At 37.4% G+C, this 21592-nt stretch carries 17 protein-coding genes and 1 pseudogene; 14 read left to right on the forward strand and 4 right to left on the reverse strand.

Translation table 11 applies throughout. The features are described 5' to 3' along the window. Positions 1 to 175: 175 nt before the first annotated feature. The 11 genes from AA0017_RS03235 (at position 176) to AA0017_RS03285 (ending at position 14014) form a co-directional block, all read left to right on the forward strand. Positions 176 to 1189 (forward strand): PstS family phosphate ABC transporter substrate-binding protein, encoded by a 1014-nt coding sequence (locus AA0017_RS03235; protein WP_413379483.1) that lies wholly within the window; start codon positions 176 to 178, stop codon positions 1187 to 1189. 85 nt (positions 1190 to 1274) lie between these two features. Beyond that, positions 1275 to 2219 (forward strand): phosphate ABC transporter permease subunit PstC, encoded by a 945-nt coding sequence (pstC, locus tag AA0017_RS03240; protein WP_413379485.1) that lies wholly within the window; start codon positions 1275 to 1277, stop codon positions 2217 to 2219. A 1-nt stretch (position 2220) separates the two neighbouring features. After that, positions 2221 to 3105, forward strand: a complete 885-nt coding sequence (pstA, locus tag AA0017_RS03245; RefSeq protein ID WP_413379488.1) for a phosphate ABC transporter permease PstA — start codon at positions 2221 to 2223, stop codon at positions 3103 to 3105. 18 nt (positions 3106 to 3123) lie between these two features. Next, entirely contained in the window at positions 3124 to 3957 is an 834-nt protein-coding gene (gene pstB / locus AA0017_RS03250; RefSeq protein WP_413379490.1) for a phosphate ABC transporter ATP-binding protein PstB, read from the forward strand. Positions 3958 to 3970: 13 nt separating this feature from the next. Next, a complete protein-coding gene (gene phoU / locus AA0017_RS03255) occupies positions 3971 to 4624 on the forward strand; it encodes a phosphate signaling complex protein PhoU (protein ID WP_413379492.1) in 654 nt (217 codons plus the stop codon). Between the two features lie 184 nt (positions 4625 to 4808). Continuing rightward, complete coding sequence (locus AA0017_RS03260) at positions 4809 to 5714, forward strand: proline dehydrogenase family protein (protein WP_413379494.1); 906 nt, start codon at positions 4809 to 4811, stop codon at positions 5712 to 5714. Positions 5715 to 5759: 45 nt separating this feature from the next. Beyond that, entirely contained in the window at positions 5760 to 6653 is an 894-nt protein-coding gene (gene rocF, locus AA0017_RS03265) for an arginase (protein ID WP_413379496.1), read from the forward strand. A gap of 139 nt (positions 6654 to 6792) precedes the next feature. Further along, entirely contained in the window at positions 6793 to 7155 is a 363-nt protein-coding gene (locus AA0017_RS03270; protein ID WP_413379499.1) for a DUF1516 family protein, read from the forward strand. A 151-nt stretch (positions 7156 to 7306) separates the two neighbouring features. Next, on the forward strand, positions 7307 to 7777 hold the full coding sequence (locus AA0017_RS03275; RefSeq protein ID WP_413379502.1) for a GNAT family N-acetyltransferase: 471 nt from the start codon (positions 7307 to 7309) through the stop codon (positions 7775 to 7777). Further along, positions 7774 to 10668 carry a PD-(D/E)XK nuclease family protein gene (locus AA0017_RS03280; RefSeq protein ID WP_413379504.1) on the forward strand — a complete coding sequence of 965 codons (2895 nt, stop codon included), beginning with the start codon at positions 7774 to 7776 and terminating at the stop codon, positions 10666 to 10668. The genes AA0017_RS03275 and AA0017_RS03280 overlap by 4 nt, the downstream gene beginning before the upstream one ends. After that, complete coding sequence (locus tag AA0017_RS03285; protein ID WP_413379507.1) at positions 10658 to 14014, forward strand: UvrD-helicase domain-containing protein; 3357 nt, start codon at positions 10658 to 10660, stop codon at positions 14012 to 14014. The genes AA0017_RS03280 and AA0017_RS03285 overlap by 11 nt, the downstream gene beginning before the upstream one ends. 294 nt (positions 14015 to 14308) lie before the next feature. Here AA0017_RS03285 and phnE (AA0017_RS03290) read toward each other — a convergent pair whose 3' ends face one another. The 4 genes from phnE (AA0017_RS03290) to AA0017_RS03305 form a co-directional block, all read right to left on the reverse strand. Then, a complete protein-coding gene (phnE, locus tag AA0017_RS03290; protein WP_413379510.1) occupies positions 14309 to 15112 on the reverse strand; it encodes a phosphonate ABC transporter, permease protein PhnE in 804 nt (267 codons plus the stop codon). Then, complete coding sequence (phnE, locus tag AA0017_RS03295; RefSeq protein WP_413379513.1) at positions 15109 to 15903, reverse strand: phosphonate ABC transporter, permease protein PhnE; 795 nt, start codon at positions 15901 to 15903, stop codon at positions 15109 to 15111. The genes phnE (AA0017_RS03290) and phnE (AA0017_RS03295) overlap by 4 nt, the downstream gene beginning before the upstream one ends. Then, positions 15896 to 16672 carry a phosphonate ABC transporter ATP-binding protein gene (gene phnC / locus AA0017_RS03300; RefSeq protein ID WP_413379515.1) on the reverse strand — a complete coding sequence of 259 codons (777 nt, stop codon included), beginning with the start codon at positions 16670 to 16672 and terminating at the stop codon, positions 15896 to 15898. Before phnC ends, phnE (AA0017_RS03295) begins: the two co-directional genes overlap by 8 nt. A gap of 186 nt (positions 16673 to 16858) precedes the next feature. After that, positions 16859 to 17818: a phosphate/phosphite/phosphonate ABC transporter substrate-binding protein gene (locus AA0017_RS03305; RefSeq protein WP_413379518.1), complete on the reverse strand. Its 960-nt coding sequence runs from the start codon at positions 17816 to 17818 to the stop codon at positions 16859 to 16861. Positions 17819 to 18042: 224 nt separating this feature from the next. Here AA0017_RS03305 and AA0017_RS03310 point away from each other — a divergent pair, with 224 nt between their 5' ends. From AA0017_RS03310 to AA0017_RS03320, 3 genes and pseudogenes are all read left to right on the forward strand, one after another. Next, on the forward strand, positions 18043 to 18855 hold the full coding sequence (locus AA0017_RS03310) for an HAD family hydrolase (RefSeq protein WP_413379521.1): 813 nt from the start codon (positions 18043 to 18045) through the stop codon (positions 18853 to 18855). Positions 18856 to 19075: 220 nt separating this feature from the next. Next, positions 19076 to 21110 (forward strand): annotated as a pseudogene (locus AA0017_RS03315) (chemotaxis protein CheW). A gap of 19 nt (positions 21111 to 21129) precedes the next feature. Further along, entirely contained in the window at positions 21130 to 21585 is a 456-nt protein-coding gene (locus AA0017_RS03320) for a chemotaxis protein CheW (protein ID WP_413379524.1), read from the forward strand. Positions 21586 to 21592: the final 7 nt, after the last annotated feature.

Raw genomic sequence — 21592 nt, forward strand, 5'->3', positions numbered from 1 at the left:
GAGCTCTTTACGACCTTAATATTAAATTTACATTCTCAATAAAATGTTTACGTCCATTTATGAAAGCTTTACAAATGATGCAAACTGTCTTAATAAAGTGACCGTATACTGAAGTTGTAAAGAGGAGCTAGTCTCCAAAACAAACTGATTGATAAAGAAAAGGGGAGAACAATTCGTGAAATCAAAAAAGTACTTTGTCTTACTAGTAGTCGCTTTAATGTCCGTTATTTTAGTAGCTTGTGGTGGAGGTTCTAATGACACAGGAACAAATGCAGATGAGAACGACACAGATTCAGAGAATCAAAATGAAAGTGCAGAAGTAGAAGGCAATGAAAATGCTGAGCTTGAAGGTAGTGTTGTCATTGATGGTTCTGGTACTGTTTATCCCTTAATGGCGATTTTAGCGGAAGAATATATGATTAATGAACAAGAGGGAGTATCGGTTGAAGTCAGCCGTGCTGGAACAGGAGCAGGGTTTCAAAGATTCTTAGCAGAAAACGGAACAGACTTTAATGATGCTTCACGTGAAATAAAAGAAGAAGAACAACAACTTGCTGATGAGTTAGGAATGGAAGTAAAAGAACTAAAGGTAGCATTAGATGGTTTAACATTTGTCATTAACCCTGAAAATGATTGGGCAACAGAGCTTACGCAAGAGGACGTTGTACAAATGTTCTTAGCAGATGGCGGAATTGAAAAATGGTCTGATATTAATCCAGATTTCCCAGATACTGAAGTAAATCGTTATGGTCCGAACGAAAATCATGGTACTTATGAGTTTTTCTTTGACGAAGTGCTAGAAAAACAAGATTTAGTCGATGGTGTTAACTTGCAACAAGATTATTCAACTCTAGTGAACTTGATTGCTGAAGACCCGAACGGAATTGCCTTTTTCGGATTTGGATATTATGTGAACAACCAAGATAAATTACAAGCTGTAAGTATTGATTTTGGTGAAGGTGCGGTTGCTCCATCACTTGATACAATCGGCGAAGAGGCAGATTATGCACCATTTACACGTCCGGTATTCACGTATTTAAATGTGGATAATGCGAAAAGCAAACCAGAAGTATTAGATTTTGCAAAGTATGTCATGAACCATATTAATGACTTCGCTGGAGAAACAGGCTTTGCCCCAATTCCAGATGAGGAAGCTCAAGAGTTCATCGATTATCTAGAAGGCTTATAAAATAAAAAGAGAAATAGAGGAGGGGAAATGAGTTTCTTTCCCCTCTTTTCAAAAGGGAACAAATGGCGGGAAGGGAGCCGAACAAATGAGCAAGACAGTAACGAATAAAAAGACCGTTCAAGAAATGATTGAGCAAAATAAACATAAAAAGAACTTTACAACGATTATGGAAAAGTTGATGCCGAAGCTTTTGTTTACCATTGCAACGATTTCCGTGTTAACAACAGTAGGGATCATTTTTACCTTATTAACTGAAACACTTGAGTTTTTTAGACGTGTGCCTTTCTTGGATTTCTTTACAGGTACTGTCTTAAAACCATTGAGTCAAAATCCTGAATTTGGTGTTCTTCCTTTAATTACGGGAACGATATTGTCCTCACTAATAGCGATGCTCGTTGCGATTCCAATTGGATTGATGACGGCCGTTTATTTAAGTGAATACGCCTCAGCAAAAGTAAGAAAAACGTTAAAACCGATTTTAGAGTTACTAGCAGGTATTCCAACGATTGTTTATGGTTTTTTTGCCTTTACCTTTGTGACTCCTATCTTAAGAGCGATTATTCCAGGACTCGAAGCTACGAATATATTAAGTCCAGGGATTGTGATGGGAATTATGATTATCCCAATGGTCGCTTCCTTATCAGAGGATGCGATGAGCTCAGTTCCAAACTCGATGAGAGAAGGAGCTTTGGCTTTAGGAGCTACTAAGCTTGAAGTGACAGGGAAGGTTGTCATTCCAGCCGCGATCTCAGGAATCATTGCTTCGTTTGTATTAGGGATATCACGAGCGATTGGTGAAACGATGATCGTGACAATTGCTAGCGGAAGTTCAAAAAACTTTACATTCGATATTACTCAATCGATGCAAACAATGACCGCCTATATTGTTGAAATCACAAGCGGTGAAGCTGCTGCAGGCACTACTATCTATTACAGCTTATATGCTGTTGCGATGACATTATTTGTTTTTACGTTATTAATGAATGTCTTAGCCCAATATATTTCCCGTAAGTATAGGGAGGAATACTAATATGCGATATATGGATATGGAAAAAGTTCAAAGTAGAATCGATAAACGATTAGTGAGAAATTCGATTGCGAAGTCACTCTTTTTTCTTGCATCAACATTTGGATTACTCGTGTTAGCGATATTAATCTATCGGGTTTTTTCTCAAAGTATAGGTTGGATTGACTTCGATTTTCTAACAAATAAATTATCAACTCGAGCGGAAAATGCAGGGATTATGGGAGCGATTTTAGGAACGCTCTGGCTAATGCTTATTGTTGCACCAGTTACGATGCTACTCGGTGTTGGAACAGCCATTTATTTAGAATGCTATGCGAAAAAAGGAAGACTTCAATCGTTTATTCAAACGAATATCTCGAACTTAGCGGGTGTTCCTTCGATTGTTTTTGGAATTTTAGGCTTAACGGTTTTTGTTCGTGGGTTTGACTTAGGGAATGTGGTCTTAGCAGGTGGTTTAACGATGTCCTTACTCGTTTTACCGATTGTTGTTGTCGCTTCTCAAGAAGCCATACGTGCGGTACCGAACCATTTGAGTGAAGCGTCTTATGGGATGGGAGCTACTAAATGGCAAACGATTAAAAATATTATCTTACCATCTGCCCTACCTGGTATTTTAACGGGAGCGATTTTATCGTTATCACGAGCGATTGGAGAAACAGCTCCATTAGTCGTAATTGGAATCCCAGCTCTATTAATTCCATTCCCGGAAAGTATTTTTGACCGCTTTACAGTTATGCCGATGCAAATCTATTATTGGACATTGGATTCAGCTTTAGTAGCAGAATACGCTAATTTAGCAGCGGCGACGATTGTGGTTTTATTAGTTGTTTTATTCTTAATGAATTCTATTGCGATTATTATTCGAAATAAATTTCAAAAGAGATATTAGTCTTTAGGAGGAGAAACGATGACGATGTTGACGGAACCGAAAAAGAAAGAGATTTCCATTTCAGTGAATGAAAAGCCGAAGTACCAAGCACAAGATAAAAAGGTCGTTTACGATACAAAAGGCTTAAATTTATGGTATGGTCAAGATCATGCCTTGAAAGATATTAACCTATCGATCTATGAAAAAGAAGTAACCGCCATTATTGGGCCATCTGGATGTGGGAAATCCACTTATTTAAAAACGTTAAATCGGATGGTTGAGCTTGTTCCTATCGTTCGGGTATCCGGAGATATTCAACTAAGAGAGCAAAGCATTTTCAAGAAGTCTTTTAAAGTAGAAGAATTAAGAACGAGAGTCGGAATGGTTTTTCAAAAGCCAAACCCATTTCCGAAATCGATTTATGATAATATCGCTTATGGACCAAGAATTCATGGAATCCGAAATAAAAAAATATTAGATGAAATTGTGGAGCAAAGTTTAAAAGGAGCCTATATTTGGGATGAAGTAAAAGACCGGTTAAACGAAAATGCTTATGGATTATCTGGAGGGCAGCAGCAACGTCTTTGTATCGCACGCTGTTTAGCTATTGAGCCTGATGTCATTTTGATGGATGAACCGACTTCAGCTCTTGACCCAATTTCAACGTTAAAAGTAGAAGAGCTTGTTCAACAATTAAAACAAGATTATAGTATCGTAATCGTTACACACAACATGCAACAGGCAGCACGTATTTCTGATCGCACCGCGTTTTTCTTAAATGGTGAAGTCGTTGAGTATGACGAAACGGACAAAATTTTCTCTAATCCAACCGATCGTCGTACCGAAGATTATATTTCGGGTCGATTCGGTTAAGGGGGTGCAATCTATGGCAGGCAGAGAAAATTTTCAGCAACAACTACAAGCAATCAAAAATCAATTGTTAGGGATGGGTACAAGAGTTTCAGAAGTATTAAATGAAACACATGAAGCCTTCCGTGAAGCTGATTTGATTAAAATGGAATCGATTATTCAAGATGACCATTTTATTAATGAGCTTGAGCATCAACTTAATGACTCCGTTACGCTTTTAATTACTAAACAACAACCAGTCGCTACGGATTTACGAAAATTGATTGTGACATTAAAAATTTCGAGTGATCTAGAGAGGGTCGGAGATTTAGCTGTCGATATGGCAAAAGCGGCCCGTCGCCTAGACAATTCACTGTTAACTGATACCAAAGAAAAAATGCTTAAAATGTTTCATCTTGCCGAGCAAATGATCGAGGAATCGTTAAAAGCGTATGACGGATCAGACGCCATGCTCGCTCAACGAATTGCTTCCCTTGATGATCATGTTGATCGGATGTACGGTGAAATCATTAAGGAGCTATTTGAAATGAATTCAGGTGAGGTCGGAGTGAATCAAATAACCCAACTAGCCTTTATCGGTCGCTACATTGAACGAATTGCCGACTATGCTACAAACATTACCGAATGGGTCATTTACGAGCTAAACGGCAAACATTTTGACTTGAATTAATGCATATGGCAAAGGAGCTATCCCTAATAGGTCATGAACATGACGCCTGATGGGGTAGCTTCTTTTTCACCTATTAAAACCTAACGAACCGGAATGAATAGCCCCAATCCCATCGCATATAAATGAATAAGGAGAATAAATGATTTCAACTCTCATTATGTGAGATGAGGAGTGGTTTAATAAAATGACAAGGCTCTTTTTTTTAATGTTATCAAAAAATAAGCTCTTAAATCATTTAGCGAAAAAATTTGGTTTACAATTTGGAGCAAAACAAGTTATTGCAGGGACGACGCTTGAGGAAGCTCGAAAAATTATCGAACATTTGAATGAACAAGGTTTTTTAGTAACAGTTGATCATTTAGGAGAATTTGTCACAACTAGGGAAGAAGCCCTTCAAGCAACAGTTACTTGTTTAGAAATGTTAGAAAAGATTAATAAGCATCACTTGAAAAGTCAGCTATCGATTAAGTTGACTCAACTAGGATTAAGTATTAGTCCGCAGTTTTGTTATGAAAATGTTAGAAAAATTGTGATGGCGGCTGAGCGGTCGAGTAATTTTGTTTGTATTGATATGGAGAGCTCTGATTATTGCCAAGATACGATAACTTTGTTAGAAAGTTTACGAAATGAATTTCCTGATACAGTTGGTACTGTAATACAAGCTTATTTGTTCCGGGCTAAAAGTGATATTCAACATTTAAAAGGGGCTCGCTTACGGCTTGTTAAGGGTGCTTATAAAGAATCAAAAGCGATTGCTTTTCAAACGAAAGAAGAAATTGATGTTCAATATTTTGAGAGAATTAAAGAACATTTACGAGAGGGGGAGTTTACAGCTATTGCTACCCATGATCATCGAATCATCGAAAAGGTGAAAATATATTGTTTTAAAGAGAGAATTCCTCGACATAAATTTGAGTTTCAGCTTCTATATGGATTTAGGGAATCTTTGCAAAGGGAGTTAGTGAAACAGGGCTATCAAGTCCGTATTTATGTACCTTATGGAAATGATTGGTTCGCTTATTTTATGAGAAGATTAGCCGAACGTCCGCAAAATGTTTCGTTCGCTTTAAAAGGGTTTTTGGGGAAATAACTCGAAATATATATTGTGAGAAAATATCACAATGGGGGTAGTTTTATGACAAAAAAGAAGATAGGCATCATTGGTGTCCCATTAGACTTAGGACAGAGTCGAAGAGGGGTCGACATGGGGCCGAGTGCGATTCGATATGCTGGGCTCGAAGCGACTTTAAAAAGGTTGAGTGATGAGGTTGTTGATTTTGGAGATATTCCTGTTTCAAGGGAAGGGGAAAAGGTACAAAAGCTAAGGCATTTAAATGAAATTGTTGAAGCATGTACAGCGTTAGCAAATCAGATTGAGGAAGTGGAAACGACGGGTTATTTTCCGTTGATTTTAGGGGGCGATCATAGTACAGCGATTGGGACGCTTGCTGGTGTGGCTCAAACGAAAGAAAATTTAGGGTTAATTTGGTATGATGCCCATGGGGATTTAAATACGCTTGAGACATCTCCATCTGGGAATATACACGGTATGCCACTAGCGGTTAGCCTTGGTTTAGGGGAAGACGAGCTAATTGAAATAGGAAAAGCTAAAATTAAAGTAAAACCTGAAAACGTTGTCATCGTTGGGGCTCGATCTTTAGATGACGGGGAAAAAGCTCTGATCAAACGATTAAATATTAAAGTGTTCACGATGCATGAAATTGACCGGCTTGGTATGACTCGTGTCATGGAGGAAGCGATTGCCCATGTTTCCAAAGGGACAGATGGTGTTCATTTAAGCTTTGATTTGGATGCCTTGGACCCACTCGAGGCTCCAGGAGTTGGGACACCTGTCATTGGTGGTGTCACGTATCGTGAAAGTCATTTAGCGATGGAAATGTTAGCAGAAGCAAAAATCATTACATCAGCAGAATTTGTGGAAGTGAACCCGATTTTAGATGAGAAAAATACGACGGCTGAGGCGGCGGTTGCCTTAATAGGCTCATTGTTTGGTCAAAAGCTTCTTTAATGGAGGGAGTAAGCCAAAAAAACTTTGGAATTATGATGGTTCTATGGCAACATAGGTCTAAAAGTTTATTCTTATTCCTATTTCGCTTATAATACAAATGAGGACCAGTAATAACTTTGATTATTTTAGGAGGATTAAAATGGAAACAATGTTTAGCCATTTGCATTCAAGTGGATGGGCGATTACAATTTTGCTCTTTATTATTGCCTTTTTCTTATTAAAAGGTGGAAAAGCAAAAGCAGGAAAAATTCTACATATGATTTTAAGATTGTTCTTTGTAATTATGGTCGTTTCAGGTATTTATTTACTATTTGCTTCTTGGGGATTCGCAGCTATGTACGCAGTTAAAGGCTTATTAGCGATTGCCTTAATCGGGTTAATGGAAGTTATCTTAACAAGAACGAAAAAAGGAAAGTTAAACAATGCCGGTGTATTAGGGGGAGCTTTTATTATTATCCTGATAATTGTACCGTTAATGGGTTTTAGAGTGATTTCCTTTTAATTAAAAGATAGTACAGCTTTGAGAGATCGAAGCTGTACTTTTTTTATTTTTAGAAAGAAATGAGAGGTTGGGAAGCGGAGGGTGAGTTTTCTTTATGCTAAAATAGAAGAAATCAATCTTTTGAAAATCGGGTTAGGTAGGGGAAATGATGATGAATTGGGTTGTGAAAGAATTTAATCAGCTAACAAATGAAGAACTATATGAAATCCTCCGTTTACGTGTAAATGTCTTTATTGTTGAACAAAATTGTCCATATGAAGAATTAGATGGAGCAGATAAAAAAGCATTACATTTATTCTTAAAAGATGAAAATGGAGCGATGTTAGCCTACAGTCGTCTTTTTCTTAAGGGGGACTATTTTGAGGAGGCTTCGATTGGACGAGTGATTGTCGCACAAAAGCAACGTTCCCTCGGTTACGGTGTTCAGTTATTAAACAAAGCAATTTCAATTTTAGAAGAAGAAAAAGAGCAGAAATCGATTTTTATTCAAGCTCAATCTTATTTAGAAAAATTTTATCAGTCTTTTGGTTTTTATTCGGTTTCAGAATCTTATATGCATGATGGTCTTTTACATACGGACATGAGAAAAGAAAGGAATAAACCAATTGGAGGGAATATATGACGCATACTATTTATGGAACTTCATTTAGAGATGTAGCCAAACAAGAGCGACTAGATGAGTTTGTTGCCTTCCAGCAAAAAGAAGAGATGAAGGTTTTTTATGTGTTGCCTTCGCGAATTTGGTTAAGTAAAGGATTAGAACGTCAAAAAAACCTTCATTATTTAAACTTTGATGAATTAGCTCAACTTTTTATTCAAAAGATTGAACCAAATATCGTTTCCATTACAGAGCACGAGCGAACTTTGTTTTTTCAACAATTTGTAGAGCGGAACCAATATGACTTTGAAATGGTTGAAACACTCGGTCAATCAAAGGGATTTGCTGATACATACGGACAGTTAAAAAGACTAGGTTTAACTCTCGATGACATTCCAGAATCCTTGATTCAGCTGAAGAACTTATTTGAAGAGTACGAGAAGCAAATTTTAAAAGATAACAAGATGTATGATCCAGAAAATCATATTCTCTTTGCGGTTGAATTGTTGAAAAAGTATCCAATTGATCCAGTTAGAATCGTTGTTGATGGGTTTTATAGCTTTAATCCTTTGCAATACTTATTAATTAAAACTTTAAAAGAAATCGGTATGTCACTTGAGATTTATTTACCGAATGATCGCAACTTTTCGATCGTTGAGCAAACGAGGTTAGAGTTGGGGCAAATTGGGTTTACCGATCACTATCGTCTAGCTGAAGCGAATGAGGTAAACCCAAAAAGGAGCTTAGCGGCCGCTTCTACAAAAGAAGAAGAATTAAAAGCGATCTTATATGAAATTGCTCAATCGGATTTACCCTTTTCGGAACAGGCGATTTTATTTGCAAATGAGCGAGAAGACATAACCCCTCTTTTAGAACAGGCAAAACGATATCAAATCCCTTTTCAAACAGCTAAACAAAAAAAATTATCAGAGACAGGCATCTACCACCTACTTCAATTAAGTTTTGAAAAACAAGGTGGACCATTATCAAAATGGGATTCTCTTGCTTTATTTGAACAAGTTCTTTCGCTTTCCTTTTTAGAGGCGAATAAATATATTAAAGAGAAAAAAACGTTCTTATCAGAAGGACAGGCCATCAATGAACAAGTACAAGCTATTTTTAAAACGACAAGGAACTGGACATGGCCGAAAAAAGCTTCTTTTATGGATTATTTAAATATCCTTAAGCAGTTTTTAGAGGAACTAAATTGGCAAGAGATTTGGGTTCAAAAATTAAGAGAAGAAGAGGAACTTGTTTTTTTAAAAAATATCTCAACTGAAAAACGTGCGTTAGAAAAATTGGAAGAAAAGATAAACGAGCAACTTGTTACACTGACTGATCGCGGCTTAGGTTCGCTATTTATGAATCAGGAGTTATTTTATGAATGGTTAAAAGAATCAAGTGAGGCGATCGAACTTTTTATTGAGAGAGGACATAAGGACGGGGTGGCACTACATACTTGGCGAGATATTGGTTTATTTAAAGGGCAGAAATTATTTGTTGTCGGGATGAATGAAGGGATTTTTCCTCGTTCTCATACGTTATCAGGTTATTTAAATGAACGGGATTTATCAGCCCTGCCTATTGTTAATGGAGCTCCTAGTCAGCTGCTATCTCGTAAAAGCCAGGAAGCTTTTTTTCAACAACTATTTTATGTTGCAAAGGAGATTGTTTTTTCGTATGTCCGTGGACTTGATGCAGCTCACCCACATTTGCCATCGCCTATTTTAGAAGGGCTTGAAATGGAAAAGAAAGATTGGACATTCGTAAAAAGAAGCCAGTTAAAAAATGTTTTAGGTGAAGAAGAACAAGAAGAACTTTTATCTTATTTTGTAGGGAAAGGGTATGCACTCCAAAAAAATGTTTTGCCGGCTCATTTGAAGGCCTATCAAAAACGATTGCAACGTTTGGAGTTGTTTGAGGAAAGCATTGAAAAAAAACACCAGCAGAAAAGAAAAAAGGGAGAAACCACGGTTACAGCTCTTGAGGCATATGCAAGATGTCCTTTTAAATATGCAATGGAACGAGAGCTACAAATTCAGGAACCTGTTTTGCGTTCAGAGCAAGTTTCTCCCCTAGATATTGGTGACTTCGTTCATGACATTATTGAATCGATTTATAAAGAATTACAATTAATTGGAGTGCCTTTTTCTTCGATATCCGATGATGTCAAAAGGAAAGTACCGAGCTTACTTGAACAGAAATTTGAAGACGGTTGGGAAGAAATAGTGGAACGTAATGCTGAGATTAGTGCGTTAGATTTAAAACTTTTAAAGAAATTGTGGAAAAGAAGGTTAAAGAAATGGTGGTTAGCGGAAAGGAAACATTTCTGGGACAATGACAGAATTCCGTCTATGAAAATTGAAGCACTAGAAGCCCCGATTTATTTTGATTTTACTTTATCCACTGGTGAGAACTTGTATCTAAGAGGGAAAATTGACCGAGTGGACACAGATCAAAAAGGATTTACGATTTACGATTATAAAACAGGACAAGCATCGATCAAAAAAGAAGAAATTCAAGCCGGATTAAAGCTCCAATTGCCTCTTTATGCGTATGTGATGCAAAAGCAGTTAAGTGATCAATTGAACCAAGAGATGACAGGGTATGGAGCGAGTTATATTAGTTTACGCGACCCCGAAAAAAGAGCGGGGAATGGCGTGTGGCGACCCGATTTTATTGGCAAAGACTCGCCTTTTTTCGTAAGTTCAAGAACGAGAAACCAGGAATCTACTTGGGCTACGGACGATTATATGAATGAAAATGAACTACCAGAAAAAATCGAGAAATTATGGAAAGGGACTTATACAGAATACCCAGTGAAACCGTTGGATTGTTCGGATTTTTGCCCATATAAACCGATTTGTCGTGTGACAGAGGAGCAGAAAGAAAGGGGGAGCAGTGATGAAGTTTAATCAAGCCCAAGAACAGGCGATTTTTAATGAACATTCTTTAGTCGTTGTTTCAGCCGGAGCTGGTTCAGGAAAAACACGAGTTTTGACAGAAAGAATCGTTTATTTATGTGAATTAAAGCGAACGAATCCCCAGCACCGCATGGGCGTGACAATCGATGAAATTGTTGCCATTACCTTTACAGAAAAGGCCGCTCGTGAAATGAAAGACCGAATCCGTAGCCGTATTAATGAAAAAATCGCTGACTCCAAAGAGGACGAGGAACAACGATTTTGGTTGGAACAAAAGGATGCATTAGAGAGGACGATCATTTCGACCTTTCATAGTTTTTGTCAGCAAATCCTTAGTCAATATGCCATTTATGCCAAACTCCCACCACGAATTAAAGTCATCGACGAGCTTGAAGCGAATCAGTTAAAAAAGGAACTCATTCAGAAGCTTTTTCAGCAATCGGCTTTTGTGGAACGAGCTGAGCCCTTTTTTGATTATTTGTCAAAAGACAGTTTGACAGACTATCTTTTTTCGATATTAAATCAAATGCGTGAGTGGTTTGTCGGGCCATCAAAGGTTCAGGAGCTGCGAGTTGAGGAGATGGTCGAGATTCAAAAAGCGGCTGTTGGGCAACAATTGATTGAAAAGATTCAATCCTTTCATACAAAAGCGAATGATTATATTCGTCAATTTCCAGCATATGACGAGTTAACTGCTGCTCAAAAAAAGCATGTTCAAAAGATAGAGAATGGTTTTGCTGACTTGCATGAACGTTTGCCTGTTGGAGAATACATCCAGATCTGTGAAGAGTGTATGCCAAGTCGTACCGATAAAAAATGGCAAGAGAAAATTCCACCGCTATATGATTTATTTGAATTAGAGTGGAAACCATTGAAAAAATGGTGGAAGGATATGTCAGGGAGCTTAGATTTTAGTGAGCAATCGGTCGATCTTTTGAAACGGTTGGTAGAACTAATTAAACAATTTGATTATGCCTATCAAAGTCGAAAAGATTATTTAGGGTTAGTTGATTTTTCTGATTTACAGCAAAAAGCCGTATCACTATTAAATAATCTAAGTATTCAAGCCGCCTGTCGGAAGCAATACCGCCATTTTATGGTAGATGAATTTCAAGATACAAACCAACTACAACTTGAAATGTTAAAACGAATTGACCCCGATTATCAATTTATTGTTGGGGATACGAAGCAGTCGATCTATCGGTTTAGAGGGGCCAATGTTTCTTTAATGAACCAACTAGAGGAAGGGGCAGAAACAAGTCCAGACGCTGAAACGATTTTAATGAATATGAATTATCGAACGACTGATCCTGTTATTCAAACGGTGAATCATATATTCTCAAGTATCATGAAACCTGAACCTGACTTTGCCTTTGAAACAAAATATACGGCCCTTGAGGCGGCACGGGAACCTGAATCATTCGAAAAGAAAAGTATTGAACTTTTTAAGACCGATGAAGATGAGGATCAATATATTCAATTAGCAAAAAGGCTCGTAACGATGATGGAAGAAGGAAAACCATTAGTGAATTCTAATGGGGTGTGGCAAGAACCAAGTTGGAAAGATATCGCGATTTTAATACCGACAAGGACGCAATTGCTTCAACTAGAGCGTGCTTTGACATCTTACCAAATTCCCTATACCGTCTATGGAGGAATTGCTTTTTTTCAAAGGCAAGAAGTAATTGATTTTAGTCATTTTATTCGTTGGTTGAACCGTCCATTTGAAGACCTTTATCTAACGGCTTTACTAAGGAGTCCATTAATTGGATTAACACTAAATGAGCTCTTGGACATTCAAGAACATTTGGAGGAAGGGCAGTCACTTTATGAGTTCCTTTATACGTTAAAAAATGAATTAATCGCTGGACCAGTCATTTTTGAAGCCGCCTTGAAACTTCAAGGCTGGTTAGAAGTGTATATTTCAAGTAAACCTACACAATCTACTTTAAGCTACTTACAGCGAATGTTTGAAGACATTGGTTTGAAAAATAGTTTACTGTTGCAAGAGAATGGGTTACAAAAAGTGAAAAACGTCGAGAAGTTAATTGGCTTATTAGAACAAAATCAATGCCGCCTTTATGAAGAAATGGTAGAGGTAATTGATGAACGGATGCAATTGAGTGAAAAAGAGGGCGAGGCTGAAATGGAAAGGCTTGATGGGGATGCCCTTCACATTATGACTGTTCATGCGTCTAAAGGCTTGGAATTTCCAATTGTTTGTTTGCCGCAAATGGATCGACGGCCACGCCCGGACACAGGAATTGTTCGTTTTCACTCAGAACTTGGAATTGTTTTTAGATTAGAATCAGACGAAGAAGAGGAACAAATGACAGCTGTAGTTGAAACGCCGGGTTACCCGATAGCAAAAGATTTAGGGAATTTAGAAGCCCGAGAAGAAGAGAAGCGGTTATTTTATGTAGCGGCAACAAGAGCAAGAGATCATTTGCTTATGGTTGGATGTGAAAAAGGAAGTAAGCATTCTTGGTTAGAGATGGTTGAATTTGCGAAAAATGCAACTGGGTTATCACAATTGATTGAGGAAGAAATCGGTGCCTTAAGTGAACGAGCTTGGTCACCAAAAGGGCAAAATTACGACGCACCGAAGTTATTAAAAAGTAGGGAAGTGTTAACGCCATTATCGGTTTCAGAAGTCATGACCTTTATTCACGATAAAGGGGCTTATTTTGAACGATATGTTCTTGGGTTAGAAGAAGAAAGGAACTCAAATGAACAATCACCTACTCAGGAAGAGGCCTTGCCGATTAAAGCAAATGAATTTGGGACCATTGTTCATAAGGCCTGTGAGCTTTTAGATAACGGAATTGACGAAGAACAGGCGATTGATGAGTCTTTAAATAAAATAAGTGAAGCTGATGTGAAAGGAAAGGTTCGTCTAGAGTTGCAGGAGCTACTAAAGACGTATAATCAAGATATTCGAGCTCAATTAGGGCGTCCAGTAGCGAATGAATGGAGCTTTTCATTTCCATTAGCCCAAGCAGGAGCGGAAATAATCGGAGAGATTGATAAAATAGTCGAACGAGAGGGCATAATTCACCTAATTGATTTTAAGACGAATAAAATCGAACAAACAGGTGGTGAGCTCTTATCAATCTATGAGCCGCAATTGTATTTATACAAAATGGCTTATGAGTATCAAGTCCAAAAGGAAGTCGAATCAACTTCATTATTTGTTTTTAGAGACCAACATCAGCCAATTCATTCATTAGTTTTTTCAAAAGCGAATGAAAAAAGGTTAATGACAGAAATTCAAGAACTAGTAAGAAGAAAAAAAACAGCCGAGACAAAATCTGAATGGCTAGCAAGTAGTCAGTGAGTTAAATAGTCGTTAATGATGAGGAGGAAAAAAATAAGAGCCGACAAGGAGCAATGCGACTGCTTGTCGGCTTTTTGGCGTTAATAAAATGTGAGCTCGTGGCGGAGGGCTGAGAGAGCGTGGATAAGTAATGGAACTTAAGTTTTGCTAGGATTAGGGTACGACTAACCGGCAATAAGTAATGAAAATGAACTATTGCTAGGATTACGGTACGAAATCCCCTCAGGCGAGTGTACCGCATATTAAAGACTCACAAAAAAAGATGAGAGGTTCTAGCCCCTCATCTCCACCCTATTAAACTAAACGTTTTCTAATTTGTGAGCTGACGATGTCGATGACTGTAACAACAACGATGATCACAAGTAAAATTAATCCTACTTCGGACCAGTTTCGGTTTGTGGTAGCAATCGTAATTAATGTACCGATACCACCGGCACCAATAATTCCTAGAATTGTGGAGGCACGAACATCGATCTCAAAACGGTATAAAGCATAGGATAAAAATTCAGGAATAATTTGTGGAATAATTCCGTAAAATAACACCTGCATTTTGTTCGCTCCGTTTGCTTCAAGTGCTTCAACAACGTTCATATCAATGGATTCAATCACTTCACTATACAATTTACCTAGCATCCCAATCGAACCAATCGCAATCGCGATAACCCCAGCGAAAGGTCTTGGCCCAACTGCAGCTACGAACATTAACGCTAAAATGAGCTCGGGGAAGGCACGGATTCCATTTAACACCCATTTGGATGCTGTATTTAAAAACTTATTTTTAACCATATTACTCGCAGCAAAGAATCCAAATGGTACGGCTAGAATCGCTGCCATTAAAGTACCAGTATAGGCCATTTGAATAGTTTCCCACATTAATCCCATGACTTTTCCAAAGGCGCTCCAATCAGGAGAAAATAACTGTGGAATGACTCTAAAAATACTGTCAATCGTTCGTTGGCTAAAGACGCGCTCCCAACGAATATCAATACTCGTAAATGTCCATGTATAAATGGCAATTAAAATGGCAGCGATCAAGTAAGGCCTTGTTTTTTGCCAAATCGTTTTAGTAGGTTTAGGAGGTAACGTAAATTCTGTCATATTAGTCTCTCCCTTATTTTATTACTGATGTAGTCGATAATGACGACAGAAATGAAAATGATGATAATAATGGTCATGACATTATTATAATTTGCCCAGCTTACTTGTTGGTTTAAGAGTAGACCAATTCCTCCTGCTCCTACAAAACCAAGCACAAGTGATGCCCTTACATTGACTTCGAAAACGTACAAGCTAAAAGATACAAATTGAGGTAGAACTTGAGGAACGACAGCATATGCAATGACTTGGAGTGTGTTTCCTCCTGAAGCTCGAATGGCTTCGATTGGGTTCATATCAATGGATTCAATTGTCTCATACATTAATTTAGCTAAAAGACCTAAAGAGAATATGATTAAAGCCATAATTCCAGGGAATACTCCAACACCAAAAATCCCAACAAATATAATTGCGAGTAGAATGTCAGGAATTGTTCGTAATACATTCATAATAAAACGAACAGGCTGATGGATGAATGGGCTCTGAAATAAATTGGCCGCTGATAATAAACTAATCGGTATACTAATAATGGCTGCAATTGTAGTGGCAATAATCGCCATATGTAAGGTTTCTACTAACTGATTCCAAACGGTAGATGTATAGTTCCAATTTGGTGGGAATAGATCAGTAGCGATTCGGATAAACCCTCCTCTTCCAGCCCACAAATCGGCTAATGAAGAATTGGTAACCCATGATGTATAAATATAGACGCCAACAATAAGAGCAAATATAATGGAAATTCTAATCTTCGTTTTATTTGATGTAATTCCTGTTATGACTTGTTTATTATTCATCTTCAGGACCTCCTACAAGGTCATCCTCCCGAATCTTTCTTCCGTAGATTTCTTCAAAAGTTTGTTCACTCACTTCACTTGCGGGACCGTCAAAAACGACTTCACCAGCTCTCATTCCGATGATACGATCGGCATATTCCATGGCCATGTCGATAAAGTGTAAGTTAACAATAGTTGTAATGTTATCTTCTTTATTAACCTTTTTTAAATAAGTCATCACTTGATGGGAGGTTGGTGGGTCAAGTGATGCAACCGGTTCATCAGCTAAAATGATATTTGGTTGCTGCGTTAATACACGTGCAATTGCAACACGCTGCTGCTGCCCCCCGCTAAGTTGATCGGCTCTTTGATAAACTTTTTCCGCGATGTTTACACGTTGAAGGCTTCGGTAAGCGAGTGCTAAGTCTTCTTTAGGGTACCAGTTCAAAATGCTCCTCAATGTTCCGGTATGTCCTAGACGGCCAGAAATGACATTTTTCATCACGGTAGAACGTTTTACTAGATTATAGTTTTGAAAAATCATCCCTACTTTTGTCCGAAGTTGCCGAAGTTGCCGTGTCCGATAGTCTAATATGTTTTCTTCGGCAATTAGTAATTCACCTTCTGTTGGTGTAACTAATCGGTTCATGCTTCGAATTAACGTAGATTTTCCAGCTCCAGATAAGCCAACGATGACTACGAATTCGCCTGGATTTATCTTTAAGTTTACATTTTTTAACCCTTGTGTACCATTAGGATAAACGAGTGAAACATCTTTAAATTCTATCATTACTATGAGTCTCCTTTTTTATTATAATAAAAGGGTTTAATCAATGGTTCTAAAGTTGAGATTTTTGATTTATTAGGATGTCAATGTTGAGCCCCCTCTTATCATGTTAAAATGAGTTAACATGATAAGAGGGGCGAGAAAATGTTCTCCCCCCAACCATTACTTTAGTTTTAGAAATGCAAGTGATCAATCAAACTGTTCTTGGAATTTTTTGTATACAGAACGAACGATTTCATACTCGTCATGCTCAGCTGCGTCAAGTCCAGTCCAGTTATAAACTTCATCCATAACGTTGATCATTTCCTCGTCATCATTAAAGCTTAAGAAAATATCTCTAATTTCAGTGATAAGCTCATCACTTAAAAGATTGTTGTTTGCACTAATTGTGTCGTTTGGAATTTCGTCTGTGTAACCTAAGACACGAAGCTCCTCCATTGCTTCAGGATAATCGCCCTCGATGTTTGTACGAGCATCATCAAAAGTTGTGGCGAAATCAGCGTCTCCTTCAAGGACGGTAATTAATGCATTATCATGATTACCGGCTTGGATCTGACCACCAAAGAAAGCATCAAGATCTGTTACACCATAATCATCCATAAACTGAGCAGCTGGGAATAAGAAGCCGCTTGTTGAGCTTTGGTCAGGGTATGCCCAAATTTTACCTTCTAAATCTTCTAATGTTTGGATATCAGAGTCTGTTCTTACCGTATACTGAGCTTTGTAAGTCGAGCTACCATGACGAATTGATTTTGCAAAAACCTCAACATTATCATAGCGTTCTGTCACTTGTACATATCCAAAGGCTGGAATGAAACCAATATGTACTTGGTCATTACCCATCGCCTCAACAAGTGCAGTGAAGTTTGTCATTACTTGTCCCTCAACAGGAATACCTAACTCTTGCTCTAGTCTTTCTTCGAGTGGTTTAATATTATCTGCGATTTTATCAGCGTCTGTAGATGGAACAAAGCCCATAATGATTTTATCAGGTACATCACCACTAGCTTCATTTTCATCCGTTGTATCTTCGGATGAATTATCGCCACCTGTAGTGCCCTCGTCCGTTGTATTTTCACCGGATCCACATGCCACTAATACCGTTGCCATAAATAAGGCAAACAACATTAATAAAATTTTCTTTGACATTAAAGAATTACCCCCAATTTTTGTAATTTAGTAAACTACTTTTCTATTATACTGTTCAGAAAAGTTAAAATCCACTAGATTGGGATAATTTTTGACAAAGTTTCACAATTTTAATACTAGCTTAATAATTAAGTCAGTTAAAGTTAATTAAAGAAAAACGCTGTAAATAAAGGGGGAGTGGTATTATACTTGAAAAATATAAACGGAAGGAGTGTCGAAAAAAGATGGAAATAAACTCAAAGCTTGTCATTTTTGATTTGGATGGAACTTTATATGAAGGAACGGAGCATTTTGACTATTATGCGAGGCATTTACAAGCAAAAGTTTCATTAGAAAAAAGAGAAGAGTTTTATCGAGAGTACGAACAAATGAAAGAAGGAAAGCATCTTGTTTCAATTGGAAAAGTATATGATGTACGCCGAGATTTAGTTTTAACTATTAATCCAATTGATTTATTAGTGACAGCTGCCTATCGTTGGGACGGAGAAAAAATCACAGATGAGCAGTTGCAAACTTTTTACCCTGGAGCCCAACAGTTTGATTTTGATAATCTAGTAGCGATCGGTGATGGTTGGTGGTTGCCCTTTGCTTGTGCAAAACATTACGGTGTGAATGATTGCTATAGTAGCTATCTAGCAACGAAAGAATTTATGGTCTCTAATGATTTTACGATTGAGCAATTACCTGGATTAAGAGAGTTTTTACTCGAATTACAAAAAGACTCTAATATTGTCCTCATGACTAATAGTGACCGTGAAGATGTGGGACGGTTATTAAACGAACTTGATTTAGTAGGCGTATTTGAGCATATTATTACATCCGCTAAAAAACCTACATATACAAAAGGGTTAATCCAACACTTAATCGAGCAATACAAAGTAAAACCAGAAGAAGTTGTTTCTGTTGGAGATAATTTTATTAACGAAATCGCTCCAGCCCTTTCTCTTGGGGTAAAGGCGATTTATATTCAACCAAATGGTCACGATTCAGAGGTCGAGAATCTAACCGTTGTACCTTCTGTTACAGCTTGTTATTAAAGTTGAATTTTTTATATAGAATATGATCAATTCATTAATATTTACTATTGCTTCCCATCGATTTGTTTTATAGTATAAAAGTAATGGTTTATTTGGTTTATGAAATCCGTTTTGTTATAAAATTAAGCGGATAGATCCTCTTTATATATAGAAAGTCCTTATTTAAGGTGTTGGACGATTTTTTTGTTATAAATGAGGGGATGATGGGGAGGGTGGTTTCTTGATTAATGCAGAGTATTTAGATGTCTTTCTTGATGAAAGTCAGGAGCATTTGCAATCATTAAATGATAACTTATTACTATTAGAAAAGTCACCAAATGATTTAGCGATCGTAGGTGAAATTTTTAGATCAGCCCATACTTTAAAAGGGATGGCCGCAACCATGGGGTTTGAAGATTTAGCTCAATTGACACATAATATGGAAAATGTGTTAGATCTGATTCGAAATGAAAAATTAGCGGTCACGACAACTGTGCTCGACGTCGTTTTTGCGGCGATTGATGATTTGGAACATATGGTGACGAATATCTCAGAAGGTGGAGAGGGAAAACGTGATGTTCGGTTAATGAACCAAAAATTAGAGCAGGTGGTTAATGGGAAAGAATTTGTTGAAAATGAGATACATAATGAGGTTGCCGCAACGGCAGAGCTCATTAAAGGTTCAAGTGACTTGAAGGAAAGTTTTGATGAATTTGAAAGAACGGTTTTACTTCAATCTATTGAACAAAACTATGCTGTGTATGTGATGAAAGTGACTCTTGATGAGCAAACAATGTTAAAAGCAGCCCGTGTATTTATGGTCTTTGAGGTCCTCGAGCAGCATGGGGAAGTGATTAAAGCGAACCCGTCAACAGAACTTTTAGAAGAAGAAAAATTTGACCATCATTTTCAAGTGACCTTTATCGCTAAAGCGTCAATTGAACAAGTGAAGGAGCAAATTTTAAATATTTCTGAAATAAAAGAAGTTGATTTTGTGGCTTTAACAGAACAGCAAGTAAAACAAAATAATGAGAATGAACTCTCTGAACCTATGAATGAAACACAAGAAGAGGTACCTGCTGAAGAGACAAATTCATCCTCACAAAAAGTAGTTAAAAAAGCAGATTCAAATAAAACCATTCGTGTAAGCATTGAACGATTGGACAAGTTGATGAATCTATTTGAAGAGTTAGTGATTGATAGAGGCCGTCTAGAACAGAATCTCTAATGAGCTCAAAAATAGTGAATTAAATGATACAGTGGAACGAATGTCAAGAATCTCAATTGACTTACAAGAAATCATTTTGACGATGCGAATGATGCCAGTTGAGCAAGTGTTTAATCGTTTTCCAAGAATGCTTCGCAATTTATCTAAAGAGTTAAATAAAGAAGTGAATTTAGAAATTATCGGGGCAGATACGGAGCTCGATCGGACGATTATTGATGAAGTCGGTGATCCGTTAGTACATTTATTAAGAAATTCGATTGACCATGGAATTGAAACACCGGAAGAAAGAAAACGTCTAGGGAAACCAGAAGTTGGCACGATTACATTACGAGCCTTTCATAGTGGAAACCATGTCTTTATTGAAATTGAAGATGATGGTGCTGGAATTGATCGCGATAAAGTCATTCAAAAGGCATTAAAAAATGGAGTTATTAAAGAAGCAGATGTGGAAGCGATGAATGATCAACAAGTATACTCCTTGTTATTTTCATCTGGATTTAGTACAGCTGATAAAATTACCGATATTTCGGGAAGAGGCGTAGGTTTAGATGTTGTAAGGACGACTTTTGAATCACTTGGTGGGAGCGTAACCGTTAATTCGACGCTTGGACAAGGTTCAATCTTTTCCATACAATTGCCACTTACCTTATCAATTATTGATGTAATGTTAGTTGAACTTGGAAAAGAAAAATATGCGGTTCCGTTAACATCAATTGTTGAAACGGCTATTGTTAATAAAACCGATATTTATACGGTGCATAATCAAAAAGTGATTGATTTTAGAGGGAAAGTGGTCCCGCTTGTCTTCTTAAGAGACGTGTTTCATGTGACAGAAGAAGCGATTGAAGAAGACTTTTACTCATTGATTATTGTGCAAAAAGGAAGTAAGGTCGCTGGATTAGTCGTTGACTCCTTAATTGGACAGCATGATGTTGTTTTAAAATCATTAGGAAAATATTTAACGAATATCTTTGCTATTTCAGGTGCGACGATTCTCGGTGATGGACAAGTAGCATTAATTGTCGACTCAAATGCTTTAATTAAGTAATAATGGGAGGCGAAAAAAGATGACAAATGCATTAACGGCATCAGAGGAAATGAAAGTTATCGTCTTTCGAATTGAAAAGGAAGAATATGCGATTCCGGTTGAGTTTATTCAATCGATTGAGCGAATGTTGCCCATTACAAGGATCCCGAATGTGGATTCATTTATCAAAGGGGTTATGAACCTACGAGGTGTTATCACTCCAGTTATTGATCTTAGACTGCGTTTTGGCCTTGATGAAAAAGAAGTAGATGATACGACGAGAATTTTAGTCATTTCCAAGGACCAATTAAATTTTGGGTTAATTGTGGATGAAGCAAAGGATGTTTTTGACTTTCCGAAACATAAGATTGAACCGATTCCAGAAGTGATTGGTAGTGTAGAGGCTGAATATTTAAATGGGGTTATCAAACTAGGTGATAAACTGTTCACCTTATTAAAATTAGAAAAAATAATTGATAATGAATTGATTATATAGGGTGAAA

The sequence above is a fragment of the Alkalihalobacillus phoenicis genome (assembly GCF_047302405.1).
In the GTDB taxonomy this organism is placed as follows: Bacteria; Bacillota; Bacilli; order Bacillales; family Bacillaceae_D; genus Alkalihalobacillus.